Origin of the sequence: Streptomyces sp. ISL-1, from assembly GCF_018614585.1 — a bacterium.
In the GTDB taxonomy this organism is placed as follows: domain Bacteria; phylum Actinomycetota; class Actinomycetes; order Streptomycetales; family Streptomycetaceae; genus Streptomyces; species Streptomyces maoxianensis.
Map to the genome: position 1 here is coordinate 103116 of NZ_JAGGOI010000029.1, position 13753 is coordinate 116868.

At 69.0% G+C, this 13753-nt stretch carries 16 protein-coding genes; 11 read left to right on the plus strand and 5 right to left on the minus strand.

Annotated elements, in window-relative coordinates; translation table 11 throughout:
* Window position 1: 1 nt before the first annotated feature.
* From ybeY to era, 6 genes are all read left to right on the plus strand, one after another.
* Window positions 2-499, plus strand: a complete 498-nt coding sequence (gene ybeY, locus J7E87_RS20145; RefSeq protein ID WP_215095862.1) for an rRNA maturation RNase YbeY — start codon at window positions 2-4, stop codon at window positions 497-499.
* Complete coding sequence (locus J7E87_RS20150; RefSeq protein WP_215095863.1) at window positions 496-1779, plus strand: hemolysin family protein; 1284 nt, start codon at window positions 496-498, stop codon at window positions 1777-1779. Before ybeY ends, J7E87_RS20150 begins: the two co-directional genes overlap by 4 nt.
* Window positions 1776-2132 carry an MmcQ/YjbR family DNA-binding protein gene (locus tag J7E87_RS20155; protein ID WP_215095864.1) on the plus strand — a complete coding sequence of 119 codons (357 nt, stop codon included), beginning with the start codon at window positions 1776-1778 and terminating at the stop codon, window positions 2130-2132. Before J7E87_RS20150 ends, J7E87_RS20155 begins: the two co-directional genes overlap by 4 nt.
* A 138-nt stretch (window positions 2133-2270) precedes the next feature.
* Complete coding sequence (locus tag J7E87_RS20160) at window positions 2271-2954, plus strand: hypothetical protein (RefSeq protein WP_215095865.1); 684 nt, start codon at window positions 2271-2273, stop codon at window positions 2952-2954.
* 85 nt (window positions 2955-3039) lie between these two features.
* Window positions 3040-3393 carry a cytidine deaminase gene (locus J7E87_RS20165; RefSeq protein ID WP_215095866.1) on the plus strand — a complete coding sequence of 118 codons (354 nt, stop codon included), beginning with the start codon at window positions 3040-3042 and terminating at the stop codon, window positions 3391-3393.
* A 242-nt stretch (window positions 3394-3635) separates the two neighbouring features.
* Window positions 3636-4586: a GTPase Era gene (era, locus tag J7E87_RS20170; RefSeq protein ID WP_374195203.1), complete on the plus strand. Its 951-nt coding sequence runs from the start codon at window positions 3636-3638 to the stop codon at window positions 4584-4586.
* A gap of 183 nt (window positions 4587-4769) precedes the next feature.
* On the opposite strand, the gene J7E87_RS20175 is transcribed toward era, so the two are convergent.
* Window positions 4770-5036, minus strand: a complete 267-nt coding sequence (locus tag J7E87_RS20175) for a protealysin inhibitor emfourin (protein WP_215095868.1) — start codon at window positions 5034-5036, stop codon at window positions 4770-4772.
* A gap of 25 nt (window positions 5037-5061) precedes the next feature.
* On the minus strand, window positions 5062-6129 hold the full coding sequence (locus tag J7E87_RS20180; protein ID WP_215095869.1) for a M4 family metallopeptidase: 1068 nt from the start codon (window positions 6127-6129) through the stop codon (window positions 5062-5064).
* A 297-nt stretch (window positions 6130-6426) separates the two neighbouring features.
* On the opposite strand from J7E87_RS20180, the gene leuA reads away from it, so the two are divergent.
* Together leuA and J7E87_RS20190 are read left to right on the plus strand one after the other, a co-directional pair.
* The gene (gene leuA / locus J7E87_RS20185) at window positions 6427-8187 is read left to right on the plus strand and encodes a 2-isopropylmalate synthase (protein ID WP_215095870.1); all 1761 of its coding nucleotides are present in this window, start codon (window positions 6427-6429) and stop codon (window positions 8185-8187) included.
* A gap of 368 nt (window positions 8188-8555) precedes the next feature.
* Window positions 8556-9248 (plus strand): TerB family tellurite resistance protein, encoded by a 693-nt coding sequence (locus tag J7E87_RS20190; protein ID WP_215095871.1) that lies wholly within the window; start codon window positions 8556-8558, stop codon window positions 9246-9248.
* A gap of 276 nt (window positions 9249-9524) precedes the next feature.
* Here the strand turns inward: J7E87_RS20190 and J7E87_RS20195 are convergent, their stop codons facing one another.
* Entirely contained in the window at window positions 9525-10886 is a 1362-nt protein-coding gene (locus J7E87_RS20195; RefSeq protein ID WP_215095872.1) for an FAD-dependent oxidoreductase, read from the minus strand.
* A 322-nt stretch (window positions 10887-11208) separates the two neighbouring features.
* Here J7E87_RS20195 and J7E87_RS20200 point away from each other — a divergent pair, with 322 nt between their 5' ends.
* A complete protein-coding gene (locus tag J7E87_RS20200; RefSeq protein ID WP_215095873.1) occupies window positions 11209-12051 on the plus strand; it encodes a hypothetical protein in 843 nt (280 codons plus the stop codon).
* On the opposite strand, the gene J7E87_RS20205 is transcribed toward J7E87_RS20200, so the two are convergent.
* Together J7E87_RS20205 and J7E87_RS20210 are read right to left on the minus strand one after the other, a co-directional pair.
* Complete coding sequence (locus J7E87_RS20205) at window positions 12002-12277, minus strand: DUF397 domain-containing protein (RefSeq protein WP_215095874.1); 276 nt, start codon at window positions 12275-12277, stop codon at window positions 12002-12004. The genes J7E87_RS20200 and J7E87_RS20205 overlap by 50 nt on opposite strands.
* Complete coding sequence (locus tag J7E87_RS20210; RefSeq protein WP_251017747.1) at window positions 12259-13002, minus strand: DUF5753 domain-containing protein; 744 nt, start codon at window positions 13000-13002, stop codon at window positions 12259-12261. Before J7E87_RS20210 ends, J7E87_RS20205 begins: the two co-directional genes overlap by 19 nt.
* 206 nt (window positions 13003-13208) lie before the next feature.
* Here J7E87_RS20210 and J7E87_RS20215 point away from each other — a divergent pair, with 206 nt between their 5' ends.
* Window positions 13209-13448 carry a hypothetical protein gene (locus J7E87_RS20215; protein WP_215095875.1) on the plus strand — a complete coding sequence of 80 codons (240 nt, stop codon included), beginning with the start codon at window positions 13209-13211 and terminating at the stop codon, window positions 13446-13448.
* On the plus strand, window positions 13445-13660 hold the full coding sequence (locus tag J7E87_RS20220) for a hypothetical protein (RefSeq protein ID WP_215095876.1): 216 nt from the start codon (window positions 13445-13447) through the stop codon (window positions 13658-13660). Before J7E87_RS20215 ends, J7E87_RS20220 begins: the two co-directional genes overlap by 4 nt.
* Window positions 13661-13753 lie beyond the last annotated feature (93 nt).

Genomic DNA, 13753 nt, shown 5'->3' on the forward strand with positions numbered 1-13753 from the left:
CATGTCGATCGACGTCAACAACGAGTCCGGAACCGAGGTCGACGAGCAGGCGATCCTCGATGTCGCCCGCTATGCGCTCGCGCGGATGCGCATCCACCCGCTCTCCGAACTCTCGGTGATCGTCGTGGACGCCGAGGCCATGGAACAACTGCACATCCAGTGGATGGACCTCCCCGGTCCGACCGATGTCATGTCCTTCCCGATGGACGAGCTGCGTCCGCCGGTCAAGGACGACGAGGAGCCCCCGCAGGGGCTCCTCGGCGACATCGTGCTCTGCCCCGAAGTCGCCCAGAAGCAGGGCGAAGAGGCGCCGACGCAGCACTCCATGGACGAGGAACTCCAGCTCCTGGCCGTCCACGGGCTGCTGCATCTGCTCGGTTACGACCACGAGGAGCCCAACGAGAAGGCCGAGATGTTCGGTCTCCAGGCGGCGATCATCGACGGCTGGCGGGCGGAGAAGGGCCTCACCGGTCCGTCCCCGGCGCCGACCGTCTCATGACCGGCCAACTGGTCCTCGGCGCGATCCTGCTGGTCGTAGTGGCCTGGCTGGCGGCCTGCGCGGAGGCGGGCATCGCCCGCGTCTCCAGCTTCCGCGCCGCCGAGGCCGTACGCTCCGGGCGGCGCGGCTCCGAGAAGCTCGCGCAGGTCGCCGCCGACCCGACCCGCTATCTCAATGTCGCCCTGCTGGTGCGGGTCGCGTGCGAGATGGCGGCCGGGGTGCTGGTCACCTACGCCTGCCTGGAGGAGTTCGGCGAGACCTGGCAGGCGCTGCTCGTCGCGATCGGCGTGATGGTGCTCGTCTCGTATGTCGCGGTGGGCGTCTCACCGCGCACCATCGGCCGCCAGCACCCGCTGAACACGGCCACGGCCGCGGCGTACGTCCTGCTCCCGCTCGCCAGGGTCATGGGTCCCGTCCCGCAGTTGCTGATCCTCATCGGCAACGCGCTCACGCCCGGAAAGGGCTTCCGCAAGGGCCCGTTCGCGAGCGAGGCCGAGCTGCGGGCGATGGTGGACCTGGCCGAGCAGGAGTCGCTGATCGAGGACGACGAGCGCCGCATGGTGCACTCCGTCTTCGAGCTCGGCGACACGCTCGTACGCGAAGTGATGGTCCCGCGCACCGACCTGGTCAGCATCGAGCGTTACAAGACCATCCGCCAGGCGCTCACCCTCGCGCTGCGCTCCGGCTTCTCGCGCATCCCCGTCACCGGGGAGAACGAGGACGACATCGTCGGTGTCGTCTACCTCAAGGACCTGGTGCGCAAGACGCACATCAACCGCGATTCGGAATCCGATCTGGTCTCCACGGCGATGCGGCCCGCGATGTTCGTGCCCGACACCAAGAACGCGGGCGATCTCCTGCGCGAGATGCAGCAGGAGCGCAACCACGTCGCCGTCGTCATCGACGAGTACGGCGGCACGGCCGGGATCGTCACCATCGAGGACATCCTGGAGGAGATCGTCGGCGAGATCACGGACGAGTACGACCGTGAACTGCCGCCGGTCGAGGACCTCGGGGACGGGCGCTTCCGGGTCACCGCCCGGCTCGACATCGGCGACCTCGGCGAGCTGTACGCACTCGACGAACTCGACGACGAGGACGTGGAGACGGTAGGCGGCCTGCTGGCGAAGGCGCTCGGCCGGGTGCCGATCGCGGGGGCGTCCGCGCTGGTGGACCTGCCGGACGGCCGTACGCTGCGGCTGACTGCGGAGTCGCCGGCCGGCCGCCGGAACAAGATCGTCACGGTGCTGTCGGAGCCGGAGGAGAGGAAGCCCCTATGACGCCGCAGGAACTCAGGGCGTTCTGCCTGGAATTCAACGCGGCGGTGGAGGAGTTCCCCTTCGGGCCCGAGACGTCGGTCTTCAAGGTTCTGGGCAAACTCTTCGCCCTCAGCGCGCTGGACGCGCAGCCGCTCAGAGTGAACCTGAAGTGCGAGCCGGAGATCGCGGTCCAACTGCGCGCGGACCACCCGGCGATCGTCCCCGGCTATCACATGAACAAACGCCACTGGAACACCGTGACGGTCGGCGAGCTCCCGGACCGGATGGTCCACGAACTCGTCGAGGACTCCTACGACTTGGTGGTCGCGGGCCTGCCGAAGGCACAGCGGCTCCGGTTGGACCGGCCGGCGTAGCAACTGGCCCCCGGTATCCGGTGGCAGGCTGAGCTGCGCGTATGTATATCCTCTGCCCGTTACCGGGGAGGGGGGAAGCTCCCCATGAGCCATGTGATCCGGCATTCAGGATCCGAATTTCAGGGGAGTTACCACCTCATGCGTACCCGTATGCGCCGCGGCGCTGCCGCCGCTGCCGTCTCCGCGCTGTGCTTCACCGCGGCGGCCTGCGGCGGATCCTCCGACGGCGACAAGGCCAGGGAGGCGCCGGCGCCCACCCCGCTGACAGCCGCGCAGATGAAGGCCGCGACGCTGGAGCTGGGGGACCTGCCGACCGGCTGGAAGGTCAGCAAGCCCGAGCCCACGAACGACAACCCGAAGGCGGACAAGCCCGAGTGTCAGGCGATCGCCGGCACCTTCGCCGACAAGATCGCCGGTGCGACGGTCGGCGGGGACCAGGAGTTCGAGGCCGGTGACAAGTCGCTCGCCCAGCAGGTCTTCACCTACCCGAACAGCGACGGCCCCACCGACTTCGTGAAGGCGATCTCCACCGCGCTCGACACCTGCAAGGGCTTCTCCTTCGAGATGGAGGGCATGAAGGCCTCCGTCAAGACCGAGAAGATCACGGCGCCGAAGGCCGGCGAGGAGGCCCTTGCCTTCCGGGTGAAGATGGTGTTCCCGGAGATGGCCGAGGTGAAATTCGAGATAAACGTCATGGTGGCCCGCCAGGGCGCCGGCGCGACTCGGGTCGCGCACGTTCCGGCCGACGCCTCGGGCCACAAGGACTTCGACGCGCTGGCCAAGCTGGCGGGCGACAAGTTCACCAAGGCCGCGCAGAGCTGATCTCGGCGGCACGGCCGGCGGCGAGGGTCCCGGTGCTCCGGGCCCTCGCCGTTTTGGTCTGAACCCGTCGATCTATGCTCGGGGCATGACGCAGAGCAACGACCTCGGCCCCGAGGACCGCAAGATCATCACGCTGGCGCGCAGCGCCCGGGCCCGTAACGGTGTGCCGGAGGGTGCGGCGGTACGGGACGAGACCGGGCGTACGTACGTCGCCGGGACCGTGGCGCTCGACTCGCTGAAGCTGAGCGCGCTGCAGACCGCAGTCGCCATGGCGGTGGCCAGCGGCGCGAAGTCGCTGGAGGCCGCGGCCGTCGTCTCCGAAGCCGCTTCCGCCTCCGGCGAGGACCGCGCCGCGGTACGTGACCTGGGCGGGCCCGCGACGCCGGTGCTGCTCGCCGGGCCGGACGGGGAGCTCAAGGCGTCGGTCACCGCGGGCTGAGGACGCCGCCGCCGGGGTCGCGCCGCGGGACCGTACCGGGCCGGCCGCCCCGCGGGAGCGCAAGCCCACCGCCCCCGCGCTCGGGGCCGAGAACGTCCAACTCACCCACCAGCAGCCCCCGGTGCCGGGCACCGGCCAGAGCCGCCCGCCTGTCTCGTGGCGGCTCTTGCGGGGGCGGGCGCAGGGGCGTGGCTGCGGCGACGACGGGCGCGCGTACTCGCGGGCTCATGACATCAGGGAGAATGGGCGCCATGAGCGCTCGTACTGATGAGAACAACGGTCCCCACCGGGCCGGCTTCGCCTGCTTCGTCGGCCGCCCCAACGCGGGCAAGTCCACCCTCACGAACGCTCTTGTCGGCCAGAAGGTGGCGATCACCTCCAACCGGCCGCAGACGACCCGGCACTCGGTTCGCGGCATCGTGCACCGCCCCGACGCGCAGCTGATCCTGGTGGACACCCCCGGCCTGCACAAGCCGCGCACGCTCCTCGGCGAGCGCCTCAACGATGTCGTACGCACGACCTGGGCCGAGGTCGACGTGATCGGCTTCTGCCTGCCCGCGAACGAGAAGCTCGGCCCCGGCGACCGCTTCATCGCCAAGGAGCTCGCGGGGATCAAGAAGACGCCGAAGGTCGCGATCGTCACCAAGACCGACCTGGTGGATTCCAAGACCCTCGCCGAGCAGCTGATCGCGATCGACCGGCTCGGCACGGAGCTGGGCATGGAGTGGGCGGAGATCGTCCCTGTTTCGGCGGTCGCCGGCAAGCAGGTCGAGCTGGTGGCCGAGCTGCTCATCCCGATGATGCCGGAGAGCCCCCCGCTCTACCCGGAGGGCGATCTCACCGACGAGCCCGAGCAGGTCATGGTCGCGGAGCTGATCCGCGAGGCCGCGCTGGAAGGCGTACGGGACGAGCTGCCGCACTCGATCGCGGTGGTGGTGGAGGAGATGATCCCGCGCGAGGACCGCCCGGCGGACAGGCCGCTGCTGGACATCCACGCGAACATCTACATCGAGCGCCCGAGCCAGAAGGGCATCGTCATCGGCCCCAAGGGCCAGCGCCTGAAGGACGTCGGCATGAAGTCGCGCAAGCACATCGAGGCGCTGCTGGGCACGCCGGTCTTCCTCGACCTGCATGTGAAGGTCGCCAAGGACTGGCAGCGGGACCCGAAGCAGCTGCGCAAGCTGGGGTTCTGACCCACAACGGCGCTGACGGCGCTATCGGTGGTGCCGGCCGCACGGCCTCGCGCGGCTGGAGCGGGCGGGCTGGTTCACCGGCCCGCGCACCCCGGACGAGGCGCTGCGGGCGCTCGTCCGGGACTTCGCGATCGCTCAGGGGGACGGACGTCGAGGCCGCTTCCGCCTCGGTGCCCGTGCCCTTCAGGAGCCTTCCTTGAGGACGCGCGAGATCAGCTGCCGCTGCGCATCGGACAGCCGGGGATCGGAGCAGTACACCGTCCGGCTGTCGACCGTGATCTGGTAGCTGAACCCGTCCGGCACGCCGACCGGTGGCGTGCCCCGGCCGCCGGCCACCGCCTGCTCGGCCAGGACCTGCCACTCGCTCGCATCGGTCCTCCCGGAGGTGTCCACCTCGGCGAACCGCTCGATGCCGGCGAATCCGCCCGTGCGCCTTACCTGGATACGCATGGGTCCTGTCTAGTACGAGAACGGCTCAGTTGGTAGGCACCCCGACCTGGGACCACGCTTTCAGCAGAGCCTCCTGTTCCGCGCCCTCTCCGTAGCGCGAACGCGCGGCGGCCACCGTGAGGGCCGCGAAGTCGCCGAACTGCGCGGTCGTCGAGAGCTCGCCGCCGGTCAGCACGTCGTACCAGATCTGGCCCGCCCGCTCCCACGCACTGCCGCCCAGCGCGGTTGCGACCAGGTAGAAGGCGTGGTTCGGGATCCCCGAGTTGATGTGGACGCCGCCGTTGTCGCGACCCGTCCTGACGTAGTCCTCCATCTTCGCGGGCTGCGGGTCCTTGCCGAGGACATCGTCGTCGTACGCCGTGCCCGGCTCCTTCATCGAGCGCAGCGCGACCCCCGTGACGTTCGGGCCGAGCAGGCCCGCGCCGATCAGCCAGTCGGCCTGGTCGGCGCTCTGGCCGAGGGAGTACTGCTTGATCAGCGAGCCGAAGACGTCCGACATGGACTCGTTCAGCGCGCCGGACTGGCTGAAGTACTCCAGGTTCGCGGTGTACTGCGTGACGCCGTGTGTGAGCTCGTGACCGATCACGTCCACCGGCAGCGTGAAGTCCAGGAACAGATCGTCGTCGCCGTCGCCGAAGACCATCCGCTCGCCGTCCCAGAAGGCGTTCCCGTACTTCTCGCCGTAGTGCACGGTCGCGTTCAGCGGCAGGCCGGAGTCGTCGATGGAGCGGCGGCCGTACGCCGACAGATACAGCTCGAAGGTCGCGCCGAGGCCCGCGTGGGCACGGTTGACCGTGGCGTCCTTGGCGGGCTCGTCGTTCTCGGAGTGCACCTTCTCGCCCGGTACGGTCTCGCGGTGCCGGGCGTCGTAGATCGTGCGGTTCGGCTTGTCCGGCGCGACGCCGCTCACGCTCGGAGCGAGGCCGCGGACGGTCGTGATCCGGCGGCGGGTGCGCTGGAGGGCGTCGTGCTCGAGCGTGCGGGCGGCGGGCTCGGCGATCGCGGGATCCTGGGCGCGGGCCAGTTTGTCGAGGACATGGGGCGGCACGATGGTGCAGAAGGCCGGGTTGACCCGGCGGGCGTTGGCGTCCATGCGGGCGACTGTTGCACTCGGTCATCAGGCTGTCACTAGTTGCCACCATGATTGACGAAATGGAGTGATGGATCACCGTTTGGCCGTAACCGAAGTTTCGTCCCGCATAGTGATACGGGACGTCCGGTCACCGCAGCCTCGGCTAGAGTGCTCTGCATCATGCGTTTCGGGCTGCTTCTTCTTAGCTGCCGCGGCGAGGGCCTGTAGTCGTAGGCCGACCCCCTCCCCGCGGGATCTGCTGCTGCTTCGACCTCAGTCGGCCGTCCAACTTGATGGACCCCGAGGAGCCCTACGCAAATGTCTGACACTTCTGTCGGTCGCCCCACGCCCGTCACCAACGCGACCCACTCCCAGAAGCCGTCCGGGATGCCGATCCACAAGTACGGCACGTACGACGCCGTGGACATCCCCGACCGCACCTGGCCCGACGAGCGGATCACCAAGGCCCCCCGCTGGCTGTCGACCGATCTGCGCGACGGCAACCAGGCCCTGATCGACCCGATGTCGCCGGCCCGCAAGCGCGAGATGTTCGACCTGCTCGTACGCATGGGCTACAAGGAGATCGAGGTCGGCTTCCCGTCGTCCGGCGAGACCGACTTCGCGTTCGTACGCTCCATCATCGAAGAGGGCGCGATCCCCGAGGACGTGACGATCTCCGTCCTGACCCAGGCGCGCGAGGAGCTGATCGAGCGCACCGTCGAGTCGGTGCGCGGCGCGCACCGGGCCACCGTCCACCTGTACAACGCCACCGCGCCCACCTTCCGCCGTGTCGTCTTCCGCGGCTCGAAGGAGCAGGTCAAGCAGATCGCCGTGGACGGCACGCGGCTGGTGATGGAGTACGCGGACAAGATCCTGACCGACGAGACGATCTTCGGCTACCAGTACAGCCCGGAGATCTTCACCGACACCGAGCTGGACTTCGCGCTGGAGGTCTGCGAGGCCGTCTGTGACGTCTGGCAGCCGGAGGCCGGACGCGAGATCATCCTCAACCTGCCTGCCACGGTGGAGCGTTCGACTCCGTCCACGCACGCCGACCGCTTCGAGTGGATGTCGCGCAATCTGTCGCGCCGCGAGCACATCTGCCTGTCCGTGCACCCGCACAACGACCGCGGCACCGCCGTCGCCGCCGCCGAGCTGGCGATCATGGCGGGCGCGGACCGGATCGAGGGCTGCCTGTTCGGGCAGGGCGAGCGCACCGGCAACGTCGATCTGGTGACGCTGGGCATGAACCTGTTCTCGCAGGGCGTCGACCCGCAGATCGACTTCTCACAGATCGACGAGATCCGCCGTACGAGCGAGTACTGCAACCAGATGGAGATCCATCCGCGCCACCCCTACGCGGGCGACCTGGTCTACACCGCCTTCTCCGGCTCCCACCAGGACGCCATCAAGAAGGGCTTCGACGCCATGGAGGCCGACGCGGCCGCTCAGGGCAAGACGGTGGACGACATCGAGTGGGCCGTGCCGTATCTGCCGATCGACCCGAAGGACGTCGGCCGTTCCTACGAGGCAGTCATCCGGGTCAACTCGCAGTCCGGCAAGGGCGGTATCGCGTACGTCCTGAAGAACGACCACAAGCTGGACCTGCCGCGCCGGATGCAGATCGAGTTCTCGAAGATCATCCAGGCGAAGACGGACACCGAGGGCGGCGAGGTCACGCCGAAGGCGATCTGGTCGGTCTTCCAGGACGAGTACCTGCCGAACCCGGACAACGCCTGGGGCCGTATCCAGCTGCGCTCCGGACAGACCACCACCGACACCGACGGCGTCGACACGCTGACCGTCGAGGCGGTCGTGGACGGCGTGGAAACCGTGCTGACCGGCTCCGGCAACGGCCCGATCTCGGCCTTCTTCGAGGCGCTGAACGCGGTGGGCGTGGACGCCCGGCTGCTGGACTACCAGGAGCACACGATGAGCGAGGGCGCCTCCGCCCAGGCGGCGTCGTACATCGAGTGCGCGATCGACGGCAAGGTGCTGTGGGGGATCGGCATCGACGCGAACACGACGCGGGCGTCGCTGAAGGCGGTCGTCTCCGCGGTGAACAGGGCCACTCGCTAGGACGCGGGGAGCAGCGACGGCCGACCGGGTCCGCCCGGTCGGCCGTCGCTGTGACGTCCGGGCCTGAGATTCAAGCCCGTTGAGGGTCCCTGTCGAGGGTCGCTTTCCACTCAGTACTTCATGGCCGCGCGTGCGATTGAACGCGACCGAAGGGGCAGCCGGGCAGGCTGATGGGGTGCTGACGCACGGGACAACGGTGCCGGTTCCCGGGCGCCGCGCGAGGGCGAGGATCGGCCATGTCCAGCTGTACTCATGCCTGGGTGCTGACGCCACCTCACCGGTGTGGCTAACATCACGTCAACGCGGCAACGTTGCCGTGGGGGCGCCCCCGTGCCCAAAGGGCTACGGGGGAGTTACGGAGGTGCGACGTGCAGCCAGACCGAGGGCTATTCGGCCGAAAAGTGTTGGTCTGCGGCGTTCATACTTCCTGGAACACTGTGGGCGACGGTGAGTTCTTCTGCCCCGGTTGCGGAGGCGATCGCAACTACCGCCGCCGCACCGGCCGTCGCCGCTTCACCGTCCTCGGAGTGCCCCTGCTGTCGCGCGGCTCGGCGGGTCCGGTCGTCGAATGCGCCGCCTGCCACGGCCACTTCGGCATGGACACCCTCGACCACCCCACCACCGCCCGCTTCTCCGCGATGCTCCGTGACGCCGTCCACACCGTCGCCCTGGCCGTCCTCGCCGCCGGAGGCACCTCCTCCCGCTCGGTCTGCCGGACCGCCGTCGCCACGGTTCGCGCAGCCGGCCTCGACGACTGCACGGAGGACCAGCTCACGGGCCTGATCGAGGCGCTCGCCGCCGACACCGGCCGTTTCGTCACCGACACCGGGCCCTACGGCGCCGCGCTCGCCATCGAGCTCCACGAGGCGCTGGAGCCGCTCTCGCCGCATCTGGCCCCCGCGGGCCGCGAGTCGATCCTGCTCCAGGGCGCGCGGATCGCCCTCGCGGACGGGCCGTACAGCCCGGCGGAGCGGGACGTGCTGGCGACGGTGGGCGCGGCGTTGCGGCTGTGCGCGGACGATACGGCGCGGCTGCTGGCGGCGGCGCGTACGCCGTTCTAACGGGGGCGAGGGGGGTTCTACGGGGCTGTTCCCCAACCCTCCCCCACGCCCTGGCGGGCGTGGTGGGACCCCCAGTACGGCACACTCCAGCCCCTCCGGCGATTGAGGAGCGGGGTCCGGGGCGGAGCCCCGAAACCAAGCCTCGTGGGGGTCCCCCCGGACGAAGTCTGGGGGAGTTTGAGGCGCGGGATACGGGGCCGAGGCCCGAATCCCGCCTCGGCCGGCGTTTGAGGCGCCGGGGCGCGGGGGCGGAGCCCCAGGCTCCGCCCTGCCCGGTCAGGCCTCGCTCGCCCGCAGCATCGCCTCACGCTCGACGATCTTCACGCGCTCGCGGCCTTCCGCCGCACCCCGCGCCCGCTCCGCCTCGTCCAGCCGGTGCCACCCCTCCCACGTGGTGTACGAAACACCCCTGGCCTCAAGGAAGTTGACGACCGCCTCCTCGCCCGGCGCCACGGGAGCGTGCAGGCGGCCGTTGCCGTGGTCGTCCAGCAGGTTGGCGACCGTCTCGTTCGCGTCGCCCTTGGTGTGGCCGATCAGGCCGACCGGGCCGCGCTTGATCCAGCCCGTGACGTACGTCGACCTCATGTGCTCGCCGCCCTCGATGACCCGGCCGCCCTCGTGCGGGACCGTGCCGGTGAGGAAGTCGAAGGGCAGCTTGGGCAGTTCGTCGGAGAGATAGCCGACGGCGCGGTAGACGGCCCCTATGTCCCACGTGCGCGTCTCGCCCGTGCCGGTGACATTGCCCGTGCCGTCCAGCTGGGTGCGCTCCGTACGCAGCCCCACCACGCGACCGTCCTCGCCGATTACTTCGGCAGGCGACTCGAAGAAGTGCAGGAACAGCTTGTGCGGCCGGTCGCCGGCGTCCCGGATCGCCCAGTTCTCCAGCGTCTTCGCGACCATGTCCGCCTGCTTGTTGGCACGGCGGGTGGCGATGGAACCATCGTCGTAGTCGATGTCCTCGGGGTCGACGATGACCTCGATGGTCGGCGAGTGGTCGAGCTCCCGCAGCTCCATCGGGCTGAACTTGGCCTGCGCGGGGCCGCGCCGCCCGAACACATGCACCTCGAGTGCCTTGTTCGCGGCGAGGCCCTCGTGCACATTCGGCGGGATCTCGGTCGGCAGCAGCTCGTCCGCGGTCTTCGCCAGGATGCGCGCCACGTCCAGGGCGACATTGCCGACGCCGAGCACGGCCACCTTCTCGGCCTCCAGCGGCCAGCTGCGCGGCACATCCGGGTGACCGTCGTACCAGGAAACGAAATCGGCGGCTCCGTACGAGCCCTCCAGCTCGATGCCGGGTATGTCGAGCGCCCGGTCCGCGTCCGCGCCGGTGGAGAAGATCACCGCGTCGTAGAACTCACGCAGATCGTCCAGGCCGATGTCGTTCGGGTAGTCGACATTTCCGAAGAGACGTATCTGCGGCTTGTCGAGCACCTGGTGGAGGGCGGTGATGATGCCCTTGATCCTCGGGTGGTCGGGCGCGACGCCGTACCGGATCAGCCCGAACGGCGCAGGCATCCGCTCGAAGAGGTCGATGGAGACGCCGGGCTCGACAGCGGCCTCGGACTTCAGCAGTGCGTCGGCGGCGTAGATCCCGGCGGGGCCGGCACCGACGATCGCGATCCGCAGAGGGCGGGGCATGAATGGTTCCCTTCGAACGAGGTCCACGGGCGTGACCCGGAGAGTGAGACGGTCCGGCGGGTGCGGAGGGAGCCGACTCTCCTACGCCACCCTGGCAACGGCGCTCCCACCGCGGTACCCGCCCTGTGCCTATGAACCCATAAGGCTGATCTATGACCCGGTACCCGGGAGGGGCGGGGTAAGGACACCCTAACCTGTCGCCCCAGGATCACCCGCAGGGCCCCGTACCCGACCGGTTCCGGCCGCGCTCCTATCGCGCCGCCGGGCAGCACGCGGGAAGCTTGGAACCAGGAGGATCTGCCCGGGTGAAGGGGCCCCCGCAATGAACGCTGTCGCAAACACGGCACCCGGCGGCCGTCTCGCCGCCGCGCTCGAGAGCCCGGTCGTCGGGATGTCCCCGTGGATCATCTTCTCGGCCCTGGTCGGTCCGGGCCGCTTCGAGCTGGCGGTCGCCCTCGCCCTCGCGATGTCGGTGGCGCTCTTCGTTTGGGCGCGGATGCTCTACCGGGGCACCTCGCTCAAGATCCTGGAAGTGGCGGACCTCGTCTTCTTCGCCGTGCTCGCCGGAGTCGGAGCCGCCGCGTCGCCGGGCACCCTCAGATGGCTGGAAACGTACGCGGGCGAGATCTCCAACCTCGCGCTGGTGGTCCTGGCCCTCGGCTCGATGGCCGTGCGGGTGCCCTTCACGATGCAGTACGCACGCGAACGGGTCGGCCCGGAGTACTGGAAGTCACCGGAGTTCCTCCACACCAACCAAGTGATCACCGGCATCTGGGGCGCGGCCTTCCTCGTCGCGGCCATCGCGGGCGGCTTCGGCGACCTGGTCCTGCACAACCCGAACAACCTCTGGACCGCGTGGATCATCCAGATCGCGGCGATCGTCGCCGCGCTGAGCTTCACCGAGTGGTACCCACAGGTCGTCCGCAGCCGGCACTGCAGCGGTGAACCCCCGCCGCCGGTGCGCAACCTGCTGATCCCGCTGGCGGGCCTGATCATCCCGGTGGGCGTCGTCTCACTGATCTTCGACGCCGCGGCGTCCTGGTTCGGCGTCGGGCTGATCCTCATCGGGGTGATCATGGCCCGCGCCATCAACAAGGACGCGGAGATGGCACGCTCTAGCGGCGGACACCCTCAACGAAAGCGGTCCAACTGGCGGCTCCGATGACGAGGACGGGGCCGTCGGGGGTCTTGCTGTCGCGGACGGGGACGACGCCGGGGACGTTGTCGAGGACTTCGACGCAACTGCCGCCGTCGCCGTCACTGTAGGTGCTCTTGCGCCACTCGGCTGCGCCCACGAAGTCGTACGCGACCTCGACGCAGTCCTCCCCGCCGGCGCCGCCGCTATAGGTGCTCTTGCGCCACCGGGCGGTGCTCAGGTCGTACTCACGCATCGTCTGTGGTCCTCCGCCGCCGACTCGACCAGGGTCAGGGTCGCCTCCGGCGACAGCGCGGCGGCCCTCAGTAGATCGTATGTGCCCTGCACCCGCTTCACCAGGGCCGGATTGTCCAGCAGATTCCCCGAATACACCGCCTCTGTATAGGCGGTTGGCGGTGCGTCCTCGAACTCCATGAGCGTCAGCATTTTGCCCATCTGAGGGTGCGCACCCGCTGCGTACGGCAGCACCTGAATGAGGGTCTTGCGCTCGCGGACCAGCGCCGCGAGGTGGTCCAGCTGGCGCGCCATCGTGGCGGGGCCGCCCGCCGGGATGCGCAGAGCGGTCTCGTGCAGGATCGCCCAATACTCGGGCCGTGCAGCGTCCTTAAGGATCTCCGCGCGGTCCAGGCGCGCCTTGACCGTCTCCTCGACGTACTCGTCGGCGGCGAGCGGATTGCTCGCCAGGACGACCGCCCGGGCGTATTCCGCGGTCTGGAGGAGCCCGGGCACCACCGTCGGCGCGAACTCGCAGATCCTCGTCGCCAGCGCCTCCAGCTCCGCTGCGGCGGCGAAGTACTCCGCGTACCGCGAAGTACTGATCAGCTTCCGGCACATCCGCTCGAAAAAGCCTCCGGTTTGCAGCGTCTCATCGATCCGCTGCGCCACATCCAATTGCGGCTTCCGAATGGCCTGTTCGAATTGACCGACGTACCCACCCGACACGAAAACCCGCGCGCCCAGGGCCGACTAAGTGAATCCCGCCTCCTCGCGCAGCCGCTTCAACTCGGCCCCGAAGAACTCCCAAGCCGCCTGCCGTGAACCGTTGGCCATAAATCAACCCCCTTGTGCAGCTGCCCAGTTGTAGTGCGCATACCCCTGTCGAGGATAGCCGCGGCCCGTCACCGTTGTAATGCGAAACGTGAAGTCGGATCGGGCAGGGAAGTCTCATGGCTCGCAAGGAAAACCCGCGGCACTCGGTGGAATGCATCGAAGAGGCGGAGGAAGCTGTGAACAAATTGCGTACGGCTCTGGAACGGTCCGGCATTACCCTGCCGTCGCTGCGCCTGGAGCCCGCTTCGTACGCACGGGAGGCGCCCTGTCCCCTGGTCGAATTGGGGCGCTGCACCATCGACATCGTCCGCGTGCTCACGGCAGTACTGCCGAAGGAAGGAGGAGTCGCACGGTGACGCCGCCCGTCGGGTCCTACGTCGTCGACATCCGCACCGGACAGGTGGGCCGGCTCATGGGGGAGGCGGGCCACCGGCTGCTGCTGAGACCGGTCGGCGGGGGCCGGGAGTGGGATTGCGAGCCGGACGACGTGCGGCCCGCGACCGCGGCGGAGCGGATCAGTGCGACGACGGCGTATGTGAACGCCCGCAGCAGGGGCGAGGTGACCTGACGTCGCCGTCCCGAGCCTGCTTCGCTCACTCGGCGCAGGGGTGTGAACTGCACTCGTTCTAGGGAAGAATGAGCATTTATTAGCGATCACGAG

Bases quoted from the DNA above. Each gene is read 5' to 3' on its own strand.
- J7E87_RS20150 (WP_215095863.1), top strand. From the start codon at position 496: ATGACCGGCCAACTGGTCCTCGGCGCGATCCTGCTGGTCGTAGTGGCC.
- J7E87_RS20180 (WP_215095869.1), bottom strand. From the start codon at position 6,129: ATGGACGCCAACGCCCGCCGGGTCAACCCGGCCTTCTGCACCATCGTG.
- J7E87_RS20175 (WP_215095868.1), bottom strand. From the start codon at position 5,036: ATGCGTATCCAGGTAAGGCGCACGGGCGGATTCGCCGGCATCGAGCGG.
- J7E87_RS20200 (WP_215095873.1), top strand. From the start codon at position 11,209: ATGAACGCTGTCGCAAACACGGCACCCGGCGGCCGTCTCGCCGCCGCG.
- ybeY (WP_215095862.1), top strand. From the start codon at position 2: ATGTCGATCGACGTCAACAACGAGTCCGGAACCGAGGTCGACGAGCAG.
- J7E87_RS20160 (WP_215095865.1), top strand. From the start codon at position 2,271: ATGCGTACCCGTATGCGCCGCGGCGCTGCCGCCGCTGCCGTCTCCGCG.
- J7E87_RS20155 (WP_215095864.1), top strand. From the start codon at position 1,776: ATGACGCCGCAGGAACTCAGGGCGTTCTGCCTGGAATTCAACGCGGCG.
- leuA (WP_215095870.1), top strand. From the start codon at position 6,427: ATGTCTGACACTTCTGTCGGTCGCCCCACGCCCGTCACCAACGCGACC.
- J7E87_RS20195 (WP_215095872.1), bottom strand. From the start codon at position 10,886: ATGCCCCGCCCTCTGCGGATCGCGATCGTCGGTGCCGGCCCCGCCGGG.
- J7E87_RS20205 (WP_215095874.1), bottom strand. From the start codon at position 12,277: ATGCGTGAGTACGACCTGAGCACCGCCCGGTGGCGCAAGAGCACCTAT.
- J7E87_RS20215 (WP_215095875.1), top strand. From the start codon at position 13,209: ATGGCTCGCAAGGAAAACCCGCGGCACTCGGTGGAATGCATCGAAGAG.
- era (WP_374195203.1), top strand. From the start codon at position 3,636: ATGGGCGCCATGAGCGCTCGTACTGATGAGAACAACGGTCCCCACCGG.
- J7E87_RS20165 (WP_215095866.1), top strand. From the start codon at position 3,040: ATGACGCAGAGCAACGACCTCGGCCCCGAGGACCGCAAGATCATCACG.